Source organism: Superficieibacter sp. BNK-5 (assembly GCF_047456055.1).
Taxonomy (GTDB): Bacteria; Pseudomonadota; Gammaproteobacteria; order Enterobacterales; family Enterobacteriaceae; genus Superficieibacter.
In genome coordinates this window covers 2,027,886-2,044,789 of the sequence record NZ_CP179893.1, presented here as the reverse complement: position 1 = coordinate 2,044,789, position 16,904 = coordinate 2,027,886, and the positions used below count along the sequence as shown (strand labels likewise).

10 protein-coding genes and 1 tRNA gene are annotated in these 16,904 nt (G+C 49.6%); 1 reads left to right on the top strand and 10 read right to left on the bottom strand.

Annotated features, from left to right (window positions below; translation table 11 throughout):
* Positions 1–169 precede the first annotated feature (169 nt).
* From ACMGGS_RS09795 to ACMGGS_RS09765, 7 genes are all read right to left on the bottom strand, one after another.
* Positions 170–1,330 carry a hypothetical protein gene (locus ACMGGS_RS09795; RefSeq protein ID WP_089528226.1) on the bottom strand — a complete coding sequence of 387 codons (1,161 nt, stop codon included), beginning with the start codon at positions 1,328–1,330 and terminating at the stop codon, positions 170–172.
* Positions 1,330–3,033, bottom strand: coding sequence for an AAA family ATPase (locus ACMGGS_RS09790; protein WP_045141869.1), 1,704 nt, complete (start codon positions 3,031–3,033; stop codon positions 1,330–1,332). Before ACMGGS_RS09790 ends, ACMGGS_RS09795 begins: the two co-directional genes overlap by 1 nt.
* Positions 3,033–4,400 (bottom strand): restriction endonuclease subunit S, encoded by a 1,368-nt coding sequence (locus ACMGGS_RS09785; protein ID WP_142462376.1) that lies wholly within the window; start codon positions 4,398–4,400, stop codon positions 3,033–3,035. The genes ACMGGS_RS09790 and ACMGGS_RS09785 overlap by 1 nt, the downstream gene beginning before the upstream one ends.
* Positions 4,400–5,965, bottom strand: coding sequence for an N-6 DNA methylase (locus ACMGGS_RS09780; protein WP_045141867.1), 1,566 nt, complete (start codon positions 5,963–5,965; stop codon positions 4,400–4,402). The genes ACMGGS_RS09785 and ACMGGS_RS09780 overlap by 1 nt, the downstream gene beginning before the upstream one ends.
* Positions 5,966–6,044: 79 nt before the next feature.
* Entirely contained in the window at positions 6,045–9,569 is a 3,525-nt protein-coding gene (gene hsdR, locus ACMGGS_RS09775; protein ID WP_045141866.1) for a type I restriction-modification system endonuclease, read from the bottom strand.
* A gap of 337 nt (positions 9,570–9,906) precedes the next feature.
* Positions 9,907–11,160, bottom strand: a complete 1,254-nt coding sequence (locus tag ACMGGS_RS09770) for a tyrosine-type recombinase/integrase (RefSeq protein WP_045141865.1) — start codon at positions 11,158–11,160, stop codon at positions 9,907–9,909.
* 186 nt (positions 11,161–11,346) lie between these two features.
* Positions 11,347–11,431, bottom strand: a tRNA-Leu gene (locus ACMGGS_RS09765).
* A 211-nt stretch (positions 11,432–11,642) separates the two neighbouring features.
* Here ACMGGS_RS09765 and ahr point away from each other — a divergent pair.
* Positions 11,643–12,662 (top strand): NADPH-dependent aldehyde reductase Ahr, encoded by a 1,020-nt coding sequence (ahr, locus tag ACMGGS_RS09760; protein WP_414165913.1) that lies wholly within the window; start codon positions 11,643–11,645, stop codon positions 12,660–12,662.
* 120 nt (positions 12,663–12,782) lie between these two features.
* Here ahr and ACMGGS_RS09755 read toward each other — a convergent pair whose 3' ends face one another.
* The 3 genes from ACMGGS_RS09755 to lptF all read right to left on the bottom strand — a co-directional run bounded on the left by ACMGGS_RS09755 (position 12,783) and on the right by lptF (position 16,713).
* Positions 12,783–14,423 carry a dihydroxyacetone kinase subunit DhaK gene (locus ACMGGS_RS09755; protein WP_414165912.1) on the bottom strand — a complete coding sequence of 547 codons (1,641 nt, stop codon included), beginning with the start codon at positions 14,421–14,423 and terminating at the stop codon, positions 12,783–12,785.
* 107 nt (positions 14,424–14,530) lie between these two features.
* The gene (gene lptG / locus ACMGGS_RS09750; RefSeq protein ID WP_414165911.1) at positions 14,531–15,613 is read right to left on the bottom strand and encodes an LPS export ABC transporter permease LptG; all 1,083 of its coding nucleotides are present in this window, start codon (positions 15,611–15,613) and stop codon (positions 14,531–14,533) included.
* Positions 15,613–16,713, bottom strand: coding sequence for an LPS export ABC transporter permease LptF (gene lptF, locus ACMGGS_RS09745; protein ID WP_414165910.1), 1,101 nt, complete (start codon positions 16,711–16,713; stop codon positions 15,613–15,615). Before lptF ends, lptG begins: the two co-directional genes overlap by 1 nt.
* Positions 16,714–16,904: the final 191 nt, after the last annotated feature.

Here is a 16,904-nt window from a genome sequence, read left to right as displayed (position 1 = left end):
TGTACAACTCTTTGAAAATTATAGAATTGGTCGACATTGTTATTAATATTTACTGTACGTGCTAAAAAACATTTTCATTTGGACATTTTTCTGGCATCTCTTCAAGCGGAAGATTAATATAACCATCCAATTAACTCAAGGATAATGCGCATAAGTCCAATAGCATTTATTAACTAAATTCATGTGCCATATCAGCATCATTTGATTGTCTTTGTTTCCACTCAACCATTAACCATACATCACGCAAATAGAGTTGATTTTGGTTTCCTAAGAATTCATAAACTTTCTGCCACCAAAATCTCCATTCTGACTGCTTATAATCTGGTGGAGTATTTCTTGTACGCCTTTGTAATTGTTGACAGAAGTCATCAAAATTTGTTGGCTGAAGATCAGATGCTATGCGTGTGAAAAAATTAGCCTTAAGATGTTGCTCAACTCTTTCAGGTACTTGATAAATCTCTTTCCAAACTTCTATCTTGTTCAATACTTCTGCCGGAGCATTTACATATGAAATTGAAACTGATGTTAAAGGCGTTTCCCAAGAGTCTGTAACTAAATCACTACGACTACTTAGCTGGGGTGTCACTGATATATATGGTTCACATGACTCTTGTGCTGGTGGAAGTGGATAAAATGCTGTTCTCCGTTGGCCGCTTTGAGCTCTCAATACATCTTTTGCCCCTTTTGCCTTGCTATTACAGATGTGGCAGGTAGGAATAAAATTGCCTGGATGGACACTGTAAACTGGATACTTATCTTTGCAGAGCACGTGGTCATAATCTGAACGCCACTGTTCTTCATCTGCCACGCTTTCCCTATTTTGAGAGAGAAGAGCTGTGCCACAAATAGGACAAAGATGACCATTGTTATTTCCCACAACAAAATTCTGATAATGTATTTCAATAGAGTTATTGGATTGTGACTTTGCTTGAGCGAGATCTTTGGTACGCGTAAACAGATGAGTTGTTAATGCCTTACACGCTTTGAATAATGAGGCTGGCACTAATTCTGGCAACACTGTTTGGGTATCGTTAAAAAATACAACAATATCCTGAGCCTGGCTTATTTGAACCGACAATCTCCGGCGATTAGCAACGGTATTAGGTAGAGCTTCCCATAAGTCCTGAAATTTCTCTCTTGTGGGTATATTACTCCAACATACACTGGGAACAGCTACCTCTACATTGTCTATTATCTCAAAAAAAGTTCGAAATAATCCCTCTGAGAAAGCATCTGCATTAATACTGGAGTCCAGAAAATGAAGAAACTCAGCATTAAGCAATGCAAATACAGAACATTGAGGCGTCTGTGGGTTGAGTGAGAATAACATTAGTTCTCTAGTTTCCTTAGCAGATAAGCCTTTTCCATTGAATCTCCCAAATTTTCCTCAATCCAGCGTCGCGCAACTATAACTGCTTCAGGATCATTATCTTCTGGTAATCGATTTTTAACATCCTCTACCACTGTCTGTGAAATAAGGGATCGTAAACCATAGTGATTCTTAACCAAGATATCAAATGAAGTACCGTAAGTCTGGCTGGATACCGGTTCCATACTGATATAACCCATGTCATTACGCTCGAAGAAAAATACGTTCTCGCGTTTGAGCGAGGAAATCATGAATGGTGAGTGAGTAGATAAAAAGAACTGTGATTGCCCTTTACTTTCATTTTCCGGTGTAAAAGCTTCGGTCAAACGCTGGTGAAAATAGGTTCGCCAAGAAGGATTAAGGTGTGTTTCAGGCTCATCAAAAAGAAATATAGCCTGAGCCTGACTGAATATCCGCGTAGCCGCGATAACCTGAATCAATTGAGCTTCACCGTCAGATAAATCATCAAACTTAACGGTATCACCCTGTTCATTAGCCATTAATAATTCAACAACAGATAAAGGTAATCTTGACTGGAGTGGTTTTTTTACCGTACCTATAAAATCATCTTTCATCAATTTCAAACGAGATGTACGATCCCAGTTCTTTATGCCAAGCTGTTGAATATTGTTAAGCCTTTTAAATAATGCGAAAGAATCATAGTAGTTATCTTCACGAAGTCTGTTTAAGACAGTCTCATCACTTAATTCGAGAGTGATTTCTCCAGACAGATATTCTAACTCATAAAGCTCATACTGGTTATCTGTCGTTCGGCCTCCTGTTGGCTTTACTTGATCGGAGCCTGCTATACGGATCAACATTTTCACATCACGAATGGCATCATCTTCTATGATACCGGAACGAAAGTCGTAATGAAGTACGGCTTTGACGGGATGCTTATATGTTATTTCATCCAACAGTTGAAATACTGTCTCTGTCGGAAGAATCGATAGTGATAAAATTAAGAGCCCAACATTATCGTAATCAAGGTAGTTGAAATTGCTAGAGGCAGGGTTTACTTCTCTCAAATTCAGGTGATAATTTGGAAAAAAATCACCTTCTGATAAAGGATCAAATATGTGTGGGTATTTTTTAAGATACTTTTTATTGATTTCAGCCAACTGTTCATCATTGATTTCTCGTGATAGCATTTTTAGACGCTGGCTACTAATTCGACGAACTTCAAAATATTGCACAGCATTTTTCATAAAACTTCGCTGTAAATTTTCGTTTAGCCCCGAAGCATAACCAACCACGAGAGGGATGGGAAAATGGCGCTCACCAAGCTGTATTACATGCCACTCATCAGCACCACGAACATTTAAAACCACAGCTCCGTCAAGCTCAATAGTTACCTTTAGCTCAATACTCTCACCATGATTCATGAGCTCGTCTGGGTAAGACATAACAGCACTATCATTTCTAAGATCCCATTGATAGTGTACCGCAACGCTAAAACCTAACGATGTTTTATTTTTGAACTCTGCACGTTGCCATCGCTCTAGATAAGCAAAAGTTTCCCCGATTAACTCAAGCAATTGAGATTTACCAGAACCATTAAGGCCAATCAATGCAAATATATTATCTTGGGCATAACTAAAATCAAAGAACTGATCTTTCAAGCCTTTGTAGCCGCCACTCAAGTTTAAAGATATCAGTCTCATTAACTTTTACCTTTTCTTTGCTTGATGTTTTTTATACTTTTACGCTGCTGTTGAATTCTTACCAGCAATGATTGTGCGCTATTTTCACCGCTGATTAATTCGGGATTTTCTGCCCGCCATTGTGCCGTGAGTTCCCCACGAAATGCTTTAGCCAAGATCGAATGTGTGAGGTTGTTGACGCGCTCAAGGGCGTTTTGTACCTGCTTTTCGATGCCGTCAGCACAGGCGAAGAGTTGTTCTATGCGGCGGACAATTTCGTTTTGTTCTTTGATTGGTGGTACTTCTAAAGGGTACGCCGCCAGTTTTTGAGCATTAATATTTGATTGACTAACGCCATCAGATTTAACTTCATAACAGTATTGCTTCGCTATATGGCTATTAAGATGATAATTGAGATATTCAGGATTTAGTTCCTCTAAACACTGGATTTTAATCAAATACCCAGCATAAATTGCTTGTTTTTCTCCTCTATAAATAGAGGTCTTACCTACTAACTCGGGGCTGTTTGTTCGATTAAATAATATATCGCCAGCTATTAGGTTATATTTTTCAATTTCATTTTCATCTGATGTATAAACTAAATCAGACCAATTCAATTCACCATTTTGAAGGTTCCCCATTCTTAGCACAGGGATTAACCCTTCTTTTTGAGACTTTGCAGAAGTACCGTAAGACGGTTTCTTTATGAAATTCTTAAGTACCCCGCTTTTCCAGTTATTTAGGATAGCTGTACCACGCCACTCCTCCGTCAATTTCCCACTCACCGCTGCCGCCAACACCGCCTGACGAAAATGCTTTAGGATTTGTGGTATTTTCTCAAGGCGTACTTTGGTGCTATCGACCTGTGCCAGCAGAATGTCGAGTTTATCGGCGATGATTTTTTGTTCTGCAAGAGGGGGAAGCATCAAAGGAAAACTTTCAACGAAAGCCCTTGGAACACGGCGCAGACCAACAGCACCTGTCATATTTTCTGCACCTTCCTGCATAAATTTTCTGGTCTTAATAATCCCAAGTAAATAACTGGCTGGTATCTCTTGATTACGAGCGCGTAGAACATAAAATTCAGAGCTGCCTGCTCCGATATTATTTGGCATGTCTTTTACAATTGCTGCTTTACCATTTTCAAAACAGGGCGTTACTTTTGCAAAAATCACATCATCATTTTTAAAGTTAGTGTAAGACTTGCCAATCTCACCCCACGTTTTTTCTTCAAACTCTAATTTCCCATTATAGTTTGTTGGGGCATGGGACATAGAAACAAAGCCTGCATTTATGTCTTGTTCAGCCTCTATTTTTTTAGGGTTAACTTCAGCAATATCTGCAAGAGTACAATTGGACCACCCTTCAGGTAGAATAATCTCACTCATCAGCGAGTTGCTCCTAATACAGTCAATAAAGCATCCAGCTCTGCTAAAGCAGTGGTTAATTCTTCCTTTGCTTCAATCGCTAATACGCTAGGTTCAGGCAGGTTAGCAGCATCAACGCTGCTGTTATCTTTCAGCCATGAGATATCTAATGAATCACCTTTAACATCGCGGATCCATTCGCGGCTGAATGTGCGCCAGCGGCTGGTCGCCATGCGGTCATCAACGTGCTGATTTTCGGCGTTATCGGGCGCGTCGAGCTTGTCGGAGCTAAAGCTCCATTCCCCTTCGCTACGCGGGCTTTGGCCGTTGGAATCATCACCATAAACCGCTTCAAAGGGTTTTAAATGTTGCTCACCAAACGGGGTGCGTTTGCCAAAGCTTGGCATGTTGCTGCGCAGGTCATAAACCCAGACGTTTTCGGTACAGTTTTCATCCTGATGTTTGTTGTTGGCGCTGCCTTTGGTGAAGAACAAAACGTTGGTTTTCACCCCTTGGGCATAAAAAATCCCGGTGGGTAAACGCAAAATGGTGTGTAGGTTGCATTTGTTCATCAGGTCGCGACGAATTTCGGTGCCGACCCCCGTTTCAAATAGGACGTTATCGGGCAGCACCACTGCGGCACGTCCACCCGGTTTTAAGTTATTATAGATGTGCTGCAAAAATGCCAGCTGTTTGTTACCGGTTGGGTGTGTAAAATCTCGGGTAATGCTGGCTTCGCCTCCCTTCGCCGTACCAAATGGCGGGTTAGCAAGAATGATATCAGCTTTAGGCAAACTAGCCCCCGCCATACCCAGCGCGTTCCCCTGATGCACGACGCCTTCGTCATCCCCTTCCATGCCGTGCAGCAGGCAGTTCATCAGTGCCAAGCGGCGCGTAGACGGAACCAGTTCCACACCAACAAAGGCTTTATTTTTTTGAAAGGTTCTCGCTTTGGCCGTCAGGTCGTAGAGGTTGTCGGTTTGTTGCTTGATGTATTGATCGGCGGCAATCAAAAATCCTGCGGTCCCCGCAGCGGGATCTTGGATCACTTCTCCAGCCTGTGGCTTAATGCAGCGTACCATGCTGTTAATTAAGGCTCGCGGCGTAAAATATTGTCCTGCGCCAGATTTTGTCTCTCCGGCGTTTTTCTCCAGCAGACCTTCATAAAGATCACCGAGACCGTCTTTTTTAGCACTAAACCAGTCAATTTGGTCGAGGGTGCGGATCATCTGTTCGAGATGACGAGGCTCACGCAGGCGAGTCTGCGCATCGTCATAAATGGCGCTAATCAGCGGGTCGGCATGAACCGAATTACCTTCAGCGTCTTTGCCGCTGGAGAGCTTCAACAGCATTTGTTTGTAATGGTTAAGCAGGTTGAGGCCCGATAAACTGTTGAGATCGCCCCAGCGGCAGCCCTGCGGTAAAGTGTGCTGATCTAATATTTCTGCTTCGGTATTTTCATGCACCATTTTGATAAACAGTAGTAGCACTAGTTCGGTGACGTAATCGCTGTAGTTGATGCCGTCATCACGCAGTACATCACACAGGTTCCACAGTTTTTGTACGATATCGTTATTATTACTCATTATTTTTCCTGCATTCGCTCGCGAAATATGCCGCAAGCGCGATTAAAAAGGCGAGTTTCGCTAGCGAATTTTACCAGAATCAGGCGCTTTGTTGTGGCCATATCGCACCGTTAAGTTCATCCAGCACGCTGTCCAATTGGTCTACCAATATCTTATTGAGCTGTTTTACGCCGCCATCGTCAGCAAAACTACTGTTAATAAATTGGTGATCAATGATCACTTCATGAACCAGCTGTTTTGCCAGACGATCCAGCCATTTTCGTTGCTGGGTTGTCCATGCGCGGCTGTTATAAATGTTGATCATTGCCTGTGATACGCGCTGTGCAAAAGGCACAAGAGGCTCCCCTAGTGCAGCACGGCGAATATGGCCGACAATGCTTGCGGCGATATCCTGATTGGTTTGATTACGCACGGCAGTTTGTAGTTTAGCTTCGGAATAACCCGCACCGTCTAATAATAAGCGGATCTCTTTAAGCTGTTCACGAGTGAGGTCGCGGGGTTTGTTGACAACCACGGCCAGCGCAGTGGATTGGTTAAGCTGCTGCTGAATAAAATCCGCAAAGCTTTCCAAGTAATCTTCTGGCCGCTGATGGCTACCGTAGCTCTGATTACGTTCCTGTAGTTGGTCATGATGCTCAGAAATAATCGGCCGGTATTCACTTCCGAGTAATGTAGTTATCTCGTTGAGCTGGCTAATTAGCCCTTGCTGTTGTTGGATGAAAGCTGCCGCCTGACGCGGCCCTAAGTGATGCAGATGTTGATGCAGCTGTTTTGGCTCAACGCCCCACAGTTGATGGAGGTCAGCCAATTTTTGTTTCACCGCTGGGCGATTTTCTGACCGTTTTTCCGCTTTACGCAGGATGCGCATCACCTTTTGGCTTAACTGACTGAGCACCACATCGGCCTGAGTTTCACCTGTCTGTTCGCCGGGGCTGTTGAGCGCTTTTTCAAGCTGTTCAGTATCGGTTAACTCGCTGACCAATTGCTCAAGCGTGATATTGGGGTCTTTGACCAACGGTTTCATAGTGTTGACGTCGCTGAGGGCCTCATAAATATCCACTGGATCGTAAATACGGAAGACCGTTTTGCCAATGTCATCACAGCGGCGCGTTGCGCGGCCTATCATCTGTTCAAATAAAATACGTGACTTCACCCGACGCAAGAAAACCAGATTACAAATCTTCGGCACATCAATGCCGGTACTAAGCAAATCAACGGTGACTGCAATATTCGGATAGCGCTCATTTTTATAACGTTTGATCAGCTGATTGACTTTGTCACTTCCACCAGTGATTTTTTCTACGGCCGCTTGATTATAGTTTTCATATTCGGCAGAGAACGCTTCATCCAGCAGGCGTTTGACCATGTCGGCATGTTTGTCTGTAACGCAGAAAACCAACGTTTTCTCTTCGCCAAAGGGGTCGAGCTCTTTCACGAGTTGTTGGCAAATAACCCGATTAAAGTTTTCACTGATGACGCCACGGTTAAATGCATCGACGTTGAAATCCAGCTCGTCTTCTAGCTGGTCAATCTCAACCTCTCCGGTGTGGATATTAATGGCATGTACCTGACTCCCTTTGTCAAAGTGGATGCCATTTTGCGTCAGCAGCGTTTCATAACGGATTGGAGGTTCATGATCGATAAGCCAATCATCAGCCACGGCTTCTCGGTAGGAGTAGATGTAAATCGGTTTGCCGAAGATATCGCTGGTGTGTTTCGCCGGGGTGGCGGTAAGGCCGATTTTTACCGCGTCGAAATAATCGAGCACCCGACGGTAGCTAGAGAGGTATTGGCTGGCGTCACGGGTCGAGAGCTCCCCTTCCGTCATTTCTTGATCTAAGGTGTAGCCTCGGTGGGCTTCATCAACGATGATGCAGTCGAACTCATCCACCGGCGGGGGTGTGTCCGAGGCAAAAATGCGGCTAACCATGGCCTGTACCGTCGCGACCTGTACTCGAGTTTCTGCCTGTGTCGCCATATCGCCGAGCTCAGCGATATTGTAAATCTGAGACAGCGTCTGGTTTTGCTCCAGCGGCGCTTCTTTGAAGGTGTCCGTGGCTTGGTCGCCCAAAGCCGTGCGGTCAACCAGAAACAGGATGCGCTTGAAGCGTTCAGTTTTCAGAAAACGGTACATCAAGCCAACAATGGTGCGTGTTTTCCCGGTGCCGGTCGCCATCGCCAGCAGGGCATTGCGGATGTTTTGCGCCAATGTGCTTTCAACGGCGAGAATGGCCTTTTGCTGATAATCACGTAACCGGAGGTAAGCGAAGCCTTCTTGCTTTAACTTCTGTTCGGCGCTGTCTTTGCTGCGTTCGAGCTTATCCAGCAAACCCTGTGGGGTATGAAACTTTTGCAGCGCACGGCGGATGTTGGACGGTTCTCGCACATCCCTGAACCAAGTTCCTGATGACTCGGCCAACTGTGGCACGTAGGGGCGACCGTTGCAGGAGTATACAAACGGGATAATGTAATGCCCGTCAGTTTCATCCGCCCATGCAATGGTTCTGCCTTCCCGCTCCCATGCACCGATCATGGGGAAAGTGATTTTGAAGCCTTTACTGTAGCGCTCTGCCTGCGGAATTTTTCCCGCAACATCGGTGTTTTCTTTTTTGGCTTCGACCGTGGCCAGCGGAGTTAAACCGCAAAAAAGAACGTAATCAGCGCGGCCTTTTTTACCCTGATGCTCCGTAGGCCATTCGGCAATGGCTTTGTTGATCCCCTTTTCAGGGCGAGTTCCGTTAGCCCAGGTCAGTTCCTGACTGTCAGCAAGCCAGCCCGCATCATTTAAGTTTTGGTCAATTAGTATACGGGTGAGTTCTTCATTTAACGCGATATGTTGGCTGGCACGGCGGCTCTTCTGGGTAAACTCTTGCCGTCTTGTTCGGGCCTGCTTTTCATCTTTTTCGGTCAGCTGTGCTTGTAGGTTTTTTAGTTTTTCATCGTATTGTTGTCGAAGCTTTTCGAGTTCAATTTCCTGTTCTTTCGCCTGCGATGCTAACACCTTGGTTTCATCATCCATGGCTAGCGCCAGCGTTTCATATTCACTCTTTTCCTGCACCAGTAACTTTTGCAGCTGTTGGCTGGAATCTAGCTGTATGTTGGCGTTAGTGAGCTCACTTTTGAGGCGATCGATTTCCGTTTGGAGTTGCCTGAGCTGATTGCTCGGGTCTGGGGGAGCAATAAAAGCGCCGGGTTTAAAGGCCGCGCCCTGCTTTCCGAAAGATTGGTGGAACCAGATAGCTAGCGCTCGCGCCACTTTTAAGCCATCCAGCGCCTCTTTGTGCTTGGTTTTGAACTGGTGAGTGGCCTTGTTGCCCTCTATCCGCAATAGATGAAATAGCTCGCGTACCATGGGTTCAAATTTTAGCTCGCGATTGAGGCGGTAGAGTAAATCAGCCTGAGTGGGCGGTTCATCAAACGTGAGCCCGACCAGCGCAGCAATATGTTGTGCTAAGGCTTCACCTAGTTGGCGCAATTTAATCAAGGTGGTGTTGGGATCGCCTGAGAAGGCATTTTCTGCAGCAGCGGCGATTTGTAGAAACAGCGGGTCATGTTCAGCGAGAAAACTGAAATTTGTCGATGTTGTAGCCCTTAAAGCATCCATTCAATCGCCTCTCGATTATAAAGCGCCTGTGCTTAGAATTAGTTAAATACTGGTAGCATTGTATCGAAAAAAACCGGTCCGAACAGGTAAGTAAACACTCCCCACTTAAATCAATACCTTCTTTCGATTCTTCATTGCGGCAGACTGGCCCTATCGATATTTAACACAGGGTTACTATCGAGAGACATAACGCATATTGCAAAATAGACAAAAAATTAGCAGCGTCATTAACTAGCAGCACCAGCATCACTGCTGGCACTGTTGGTCTCCTTTGGATAGACTGCTTTAACTTATGCAAAATCCCCACTCCGCATTTTGTGGGAGAAACCGCGGCTAATCACAGCCCAAGCTTGGCAAAGTCAAACGGACTCACCGCCTTATCCCTATTCGCATCCAGAAAATCAGCCCACCATTGCAGCATCAGTTTGCGCTCATCAAGATGCTCAGCTTTGTGAATGTAAGCCGCTCGCACAGAGTTACGCTCCATATGGCTCATCTGCCGTTCGACTGCATCCCTCGACCATAATCCTGACTCAATCAATGAACTACACGCCATGGTCCTGAAACCGTGGCCGCAGACTTCAAGCTGTGTGTCATATCCCATCACTCGCAAAGATTTGTTAACCGTGTTTTCACTCATCGGTTTACGAGGATTATGATCGCCAATAAAGATCAGTTCATGATCACCACTAAACGTCTTTATCTGCTCCAGGATATTTAATGCCTGTCGGGAAAGCGGTACCAGATGAGGTGTACGCATTTTTGAGCCACGCTGGGAGTGCTTTACTCCTTCGATAGCTTCACGCTCGGCTGGAATCGTCCACATAGATGTTTCGAAATCGATCTCTGACCAACGGGCAAAACGCAGTTCACTGGAACGAATAAAGACAAGGAGGGTTAGCTCAACGGCAAGGCGAGTTAAAGGCCTACCGGTATAGCTGTCAATTCGTTGAAGAAGCTCGGGAATACGTTTCAGTTCAAGAGCTGCTCGATGCTGTCTGTTACTTGAAGCAACGGCACCCACCATCTCCTGCGCGGGATTATAGTCAAGCAAACCGCTCTGAACGGCATAACGCATAATTGCAGTAGTTCGCTGTTGTAGCCGGGAAGCCACTTCTAGTCTCCCCGACTGTTCTACAGCTTTAATAGGGGCTAACAGGTCTCGCGTTTTTAGTTCGGCAATATTACGTTTGCCAATGGCAGGAAAGAGGTTGTCTTCCAGGCTTTTCAACACCCGTCGACTATGTTCTTGCGACCATTTTTTATTTGTGGCATGCCACTCAACAGCGATCTCTTCGAAAGTGCGCGCTTCTTCCAGTTCAACCTTATCATTTTTCTTTTTGTCTCCCGGATCGATACCATTCGCCAACAGCTTACGTGCTTCGTCACGACGAGTTCTGGCATCCGCCAATGTGATTTCAGGATAAACCCCAAGTGCCAGCATCTTTTGCTTGCCGTCATAACGGTACTGCAGACGCCAGTATCTTGAACCATTTGGGTGGACGAGAAGATGCATACCGTTGCCATCGGTCAGCTTGTATTGCTTATCCATTGGCTTGGCTGTTCTGACTTTGATATCTGTTAGAGCCATGCTTATCCCCTCCCTGTTGGTACAAGCATTATCGAACCGGAAATACCATCATCTGTACCAACATCTGTTGGTAGATGTACGTTGAAGTCGGTTGACCTTGAGAGAGTTAATATAGCGGGAATGATGTGTAAATACTGGATTTCAGGCACAAAAAAAGACGTCCGTTGACGTCTATTGATGTTCCTATGGTGCCGAAGGCCGGACTCGAACCGGCACGTATTTCTACGGTTGATTTTGAATCAACTGCGTCTACCGATTTCGCCACTCCGGCACTGGAAGAGGTATGCGGAAAACGTTGTGGATTATACCTGTCATACGCAACCTTGCAAGCGGCAGCGTACATACGCCGCGCTAAGTGTCGAAAAAAACAGCGTAATCAACTCATTCCTAAAATAGCTCCCTCCCCTCATGCCCTCTTCAGCCAAGCGCCCCCTCTTCCCATGCTCTACACTTCCCATTCAACACCACACGAGGGGTAAACCATGTCCACAATTAAAAGCTATGCCGCAAAAGAAGCCGGGAGCGATCTGGAACTGTACGAGTACGACGCGGGTGAACTAAAGGCGCAGGACGTCGAGGTGCAGGTGGATTACTGCGGGATCTGCCACTCGGATTTGTCGATGATCGATAACGAGTGGGGAATGTCGCAGTATCCGCTGGTGGCCGGTCATGAGGTGATTGGTCGCGTGGTGGCGCTCGGCAGCGATGCGCAGGACAAGGGCCTGAAAGTGGGGCAGCGCGTGGGAGTTGGCTGGACGGCGCGTAGCTGCGGGCACTGCGATGCCTGTATCAGCGGTAATCAGATTAACTGTCTCGAAGGCGCGGTGCCGACCATTTTAAATCGTGGCGGTTTTGCCGATAAGCTGCGCGCGGACTGGCAGTGGGTTATTCCGCTGCCGGAGAGTATTGATATTGAGTCGGCGGGTCCGCTGCTGTGCGGCGGGATCACCGTGTTTAAGCCGCTGCTGATGCATCATGTGACGGCCACCAGCCGCGTCGGGGTGATTGGGATTGGGGGGCTGGGGCATATCGCCATTAAGCTGCTGCATGCGATGGGTTGCGAGGTGACGGCGTTCAGTTCTAATCCGGCGAAAGAGCAGGAAGTGCTGAAAATGGGCGCGGATAAGGTGGTGAACAGTCGCGATCCGGAGGCGCTGAAGGCGCTGGCGGGTCAGTTCGATCTGATTATTAATACCGTGAACGTCGATCTGGACTGGCAGCCGTATTTTGAAGCGCTGGCGTATGGCGGTAATTTCCACACGGTGGGCGCGGTGCTGAAGCCGCTACCGGTACCGGCGTTTACCCTGATTGGTGGGGACCGCAGTATCTCCGGGTCGGCGACGGGTACGCCGTATGAGCTGCGTAAGCTGATGAAGTTTGCCGGTCGGGCGAAGGTTGCGCCGACGACCGAGGAGTTCCCGATGTCGCAGATTAACGAGGCGTTGCAGCACGTGCGCGAGGGAAAAGCCCGATATCGCGTGGTGTTGAAGGCGGATTTTTAAGGGCAAGGTTCAGGCTTTCGGCGCGTAACTGCCGGGCGGCGCTGCGCTTGCACCGGCCTACAGCCTGGAGTGGTTGAGCGAGTTAATTAACTGGCCGGGGTAAATGCCCCGGCCTTTTTATTAGCCTTTTACCAGCGCGGCGAAGACGTCGGCGACCGCGACGGCACCGGGGTCGGTGACGCCGTCGAGGTTCTGGCTGTTAACGTAAGATGAGCGTCCTGCGCCCGCTTTCTGCATTGTTGCGGTGTTGTCAGCGCCCTGCTGCGCGGCTTTGGCGGCGGCCTGAATATCGCCTTTGCGCAGCGCGTCCAGCGCCGGTTGCAGGGCGTCGATCAGCGTTCGGTCGCCCAAATCGGCTCCGCCGTAGTGTTTCATCTGCTTCAGTCCGGTGAGCAGCGCTTCCGGCAGCGCGGTATCATCCTGTACTGCCTGCCCGGCGGCGGTGAAGAAGATCGACATCAGTACGCCGCTGGAGCCGCCCATCACCGTGGCCAGCCGCTCGCCGACCAGTTGCAGAAGCTGGGCGGGGTTGTTGAGCGGCAGTTTGCCCTTCTCAAGCAACTGCGCGATGTCGCGCGCGCCTTCGGCGAAGGTAGAGCCGGTGTCGCCGTCGCCCACTTTGGCATCCAGCGCGTTAAGGCGGTTCTCAAGCTCGATCAGCGTCCGGGTGGCGGTGGCAACGATCTGTTTTACCCGCGGGTTGTCCGACGGTTCGACCTCTACGCTGTCATGAATTTTGGTATGCGGCGCGGTTTTTAACGGCGCGAAGGCCACCGGTTTTTGCCAGCCGACGGTCTCGACGCTGGCGTTGAGCGCCTGCTCAACGCGCTCGTTAAGACGCAGCAGCGAGAGGGAAAAGCCTTTCATGTCCAGCGAACTGACCAGCGGCGCGGGGCCGATCAGATACGCAATCCGATCTTTTAACGCCGAGTGCGCCAGCTCTCTGGTGAGCAGCGCCATCTCCAGCGCTGAGACGCCGCCGAGGTTGTTAATCAGGACGGCAAAGCGGCCCTCGCCCGCCTGTTCGCGCAGCGGAGCGACAAGCGCGTCGATGATGGCTTTGCTGTTATGCGTGTCGAGGGTGGACGCGCCCGGCTCGCCGTGGATGCCGAGTCCCAGCTCGGCCTGGCCCGCTGGAATGCGGCCTTCCTCGTCGTCGCTGCCCGGCAGGTTGCAGGTCTGCATCGCCACGCCAAGGCTGTACAGGTTGTCGCAGGTCTCCTGCGCGATGTCGCGCACTTCGTTCAGGCTTTTGCCCTGCTCGGCGGCGTAGCCCGCAATTTTATGTACCAGCGCCGTTCCGGCAATGCCGCGCGGCTGTTTGTTGTCCGGCAGGGCGATGTCGTCGGCGACGATCACCATCTCGACCTTCAGGCCGTGGCGTTTGGCTTTCTCGGCGGCAAGACCAAAGTTAAGGCGGTCGCCGGTGTAGTTTTTGACGATCAGCAGGCAGCCGCGATCGCCGGTGACGGCGACGATGGCGTTCAGTACCGCATCAACGCTCGGCGAGGCGAAGAGGTCGCCGCAGACGGCGGCGGTGAGCATCCCTTTACCGACAAACCCGGCGTGGGCCGGTTCGTGGCCGGAACCGCCGCCGGAGATCACCGCCACGCGGCTTTTATCCCAGTCGGCGCGAGCGACGACGCGGATCGCCGGGTCGATGTCGAGGCGAACGAGGTTAGCGTGCGGGGCGGAGAGGACAATCCCTTCGATGGCGTCGTTGACCAGTTGTTTACGGTCATTAAAAAAGAATCTGGACATAATTTCCCTGAAATAAGTGGAACACAGGGAAAGCATAGTTCGCGCAGCGGGATAAACCGAGAAAAGCAGAAAATCCCTTCACCCGCAGGCGGATGAAGGGAGAGGCGTCAGGCCCGTTTCATCATCAACAGCAGGCTGATAACGAAGAACAGCGCGCTGGGCAGCAGTGCGCCGAGGATCGGCGGAACGTTGTATAACGGCGTTAACGGACCGAATACCTGATCCATTACGTAGAAGAGAAAACCAAAGCTGATACCGGTCACGACCCGCACACCCATTGGCACGCTACGCAGCGGACCAAAGATAAACGACAGCGCCATCAGCATCATCACCGCCACCGACAGCGGCTGGAAGATTTTACTCCACATCTTAAGCTCATAGCGTCTCGCATCCTGACCGCTGGACTGCAAATAGTGGCTGTAGCTGTAGAGGCCGCTGATGGAGAGCGCATCCGGCTCCAACGCCACCACGCCGAGTTTGTCCGGCGTGAGGTTGGTTTTCCAGGTGCTGCTCACGGTCTGGGTGCCGGTGATCTGCTTCGGATCTTTCAGGTTGGACTCGTCGACCTGCGACAAATTCCACTGCCCGCGGTCTTTGTCGAATTTGGCCGAGGCGGCGTAGCGCACCGACTGCAAGCGACGCTGGTCGTTAAACGCGTAAATGCTCACGCCGCCCAGTTCATCGTCACCTTTAATGCGTTCGATATACACAAAGTCGTTACCGTCTTTCGCCCATAAACCCTGCTGCGTTGACAGCAACGAGCCACCGTACATCGCCTGGGCACGATAGTTACGCGCCATCTGTTCGCCCTGCGGGGCAACCCATTCGCCAATCGCCATCGTCAGTAGTACCAGCGGAATGGCGGTTTTCATCACCGACAGCGCTACCTGAAGTCGGGTAAAGCCGGAAGCCTGCATCACCACCAGTTCGCTGCGCTGCGCCAGCATCCCCAGCCCCAGCAGGGCGCCAAGCAGCGCCGCCATCGGGAAGAAAATCTGAATATCTTTGGGCACGCTGAGAATAGTAAACATCCCCGCGCCCAGCGCGTCGTAGCTCCCCTGCCCGGCTTTTTTTAGCTGGTCGACGAACTTAATGATGCCGGAGAGCGACACCAGCATGAACAGCGTCATCATGATGGTGTTGAAAATGGTCTTGCCGATATAGCGGTCAAGTACGCCAAATGCCTGCATTATACCGCTCCTTTACGCGTGAAACCGGCACGCAGACGGCGCATCGGCACCGTATCCCACAGGTTCAGGGCCACAGCGACCGCAAAGTAAAGCAGGTTCACCGCCCACATCCAGATCATCGGGTCAAGCTTGCCTTTGCTGCCGTTGGATTTTAGCGAGGTCTGTATCAGGAAGAAAATCAGGTACAGCAGCATCGCCGGTAGCATCGACAGCACACGCCCCTGACGCGGGTTAACCACGCTCAGCGGGACCACCATCAGCGCCATGATAAACACGGTCGCCACCAGCGTGATACGCCAGTGCAGTTCGGCCCGCGCCCGATCGGTGTCGGTGTTCCACAGGGTACGCATAGTCATCTGATCGGTATCGTCAGGGTCGAGCGTCACCGCCTGATGGCCGATAATCGCCTGGTAGTTCTGGAAATCGGTAATACGGAAATCACGCAGCATCGCGGTGCCTTCAAAGCGGGTGCCTTTGTTTAAAGTCACGCTCTGGGAACCGTCTTTATGCTGGGCCATCTGGCCCGAGTCCGCGACCACGACAGAAGGACGCGCGTTGCCTTTTGGCCGCAGCTGGGCGAGGAATACGTCGTGGAAACTGCTGCCGCTGACGCTCTCAATAAACAGCACCGAGTTGCCGTCAGTGGCCTGCTGGAACTGGCCCTGCGCCAGCGCCGCCATGCCGGGGTTGGCTTTGGCGTCGGCCAGCACTTCATCCTGATGCCGGGAGGACCACGGCCCCGCCCACATTACGTTCACCGCTGCGACGATGCCGGTAAACAGCGCCAGAATCATGGCCGCTTTCACCAGTACGGCTTTACTGAGGCCGCAGGCGTGCATCACCGTAATTTCACTTTCGGTATACAGTTTGCCCAGCGTCATCAACAGCCCGAGGAACAGGCTGAGCGGCAGGATAAGCTGCGCCATCTCAGGCACGCCCAGTCCCAACAGCGACAGCACCAGGTTTGTTGGGATTTCGCCGTCAACCGCCGCGCCCAGAATTCGTACCAGTTTCTGACAGAAGAAGATCAGAAGCAGGATGAAAAGGATCGCCAGCTGGCTTTTGAGCGTCTCCCGCACCAGATATCTTATGATTATCACTTTAAATACGCCTGTAAAAACCCGTCTTTTTGCTGGAAAATCGCTTGTTTCATGGCTTAAACGTCATTTATGCTCTTGAGTCGTTGAAAACATCGCTAAGATAGTTTTACTTAGCAGTATGGTCGCTTCAGAAACGCTCTGAGGTGTTTAAACCGTCACAGTAAGATTATCACGAAGTCACCGCAACAGCG

Bases quoted from the DNA above. Each gene is read 5' to 3' on its own strand.
- ACMGGS_RS09780 (WP_045141867.1), bottom strand. From the start codon at position 5,965: ATGAGTAATAATAACGATATCGTACAAAAACTGTGGAACCTGTGTGAT.
- ahr (WP_414165913.1), top strand. From the start codon at position 11,643: ATGTCCACAATTAAAAGCTATGCCGCAAAAGAAGCCGGGAGCGATCTG.
- ACMGGS_RS09770 (WP_045141865.1), bottom strand. From the start codon at position 11,160: ATGGCTCTAACAGATATCAAAGTCAGAACAGCCAAGCCAATGGATAAG.
- ACMGGS_RS09790 (WP_045141869.1), bottom strand. From the start codon at position 3,033: ATGAGACTGATATCTTTAAACTTGAGTGGCGGCTACAAAGGCTTGAAA.
- hsdR (WP_045141866.1), bottom strand. From the start codon at position 9,569: ATGGATGCTTTAAGGGCTACAACATCGACAAATTTCAGTTTTCTCGCT.
- lptG (WP_414165911.1), bottom strand. From the start codon at position 15,613: ATGCAGGCATTTGGCGTACTTGACCGCTATATCGGCAAGACCATTTTC.
- ACMGGS_RS09795 (WP_089528226.1), bottom strand. From the start codon at position 1,330: ATGTTATTCTCACTCAACCCACAGACGCCTCAATGTTCTGTATTTGCA.
- ACMGGS_RS09785 (WP_142462376.1), bottom strand. From the start codon at position 4,400: ATGAGTGAGATTATTCTACCTGAAGGGTGGTCCAATTGTACTCTTGCA.
- ACMGGS_RS09755 (WP_414165912.1), bottom strand. From the start codon at position 14,423: ATGTCCAGATTCTTTTTTAATGACCGTAAACAACTGGTCAACGACGCC.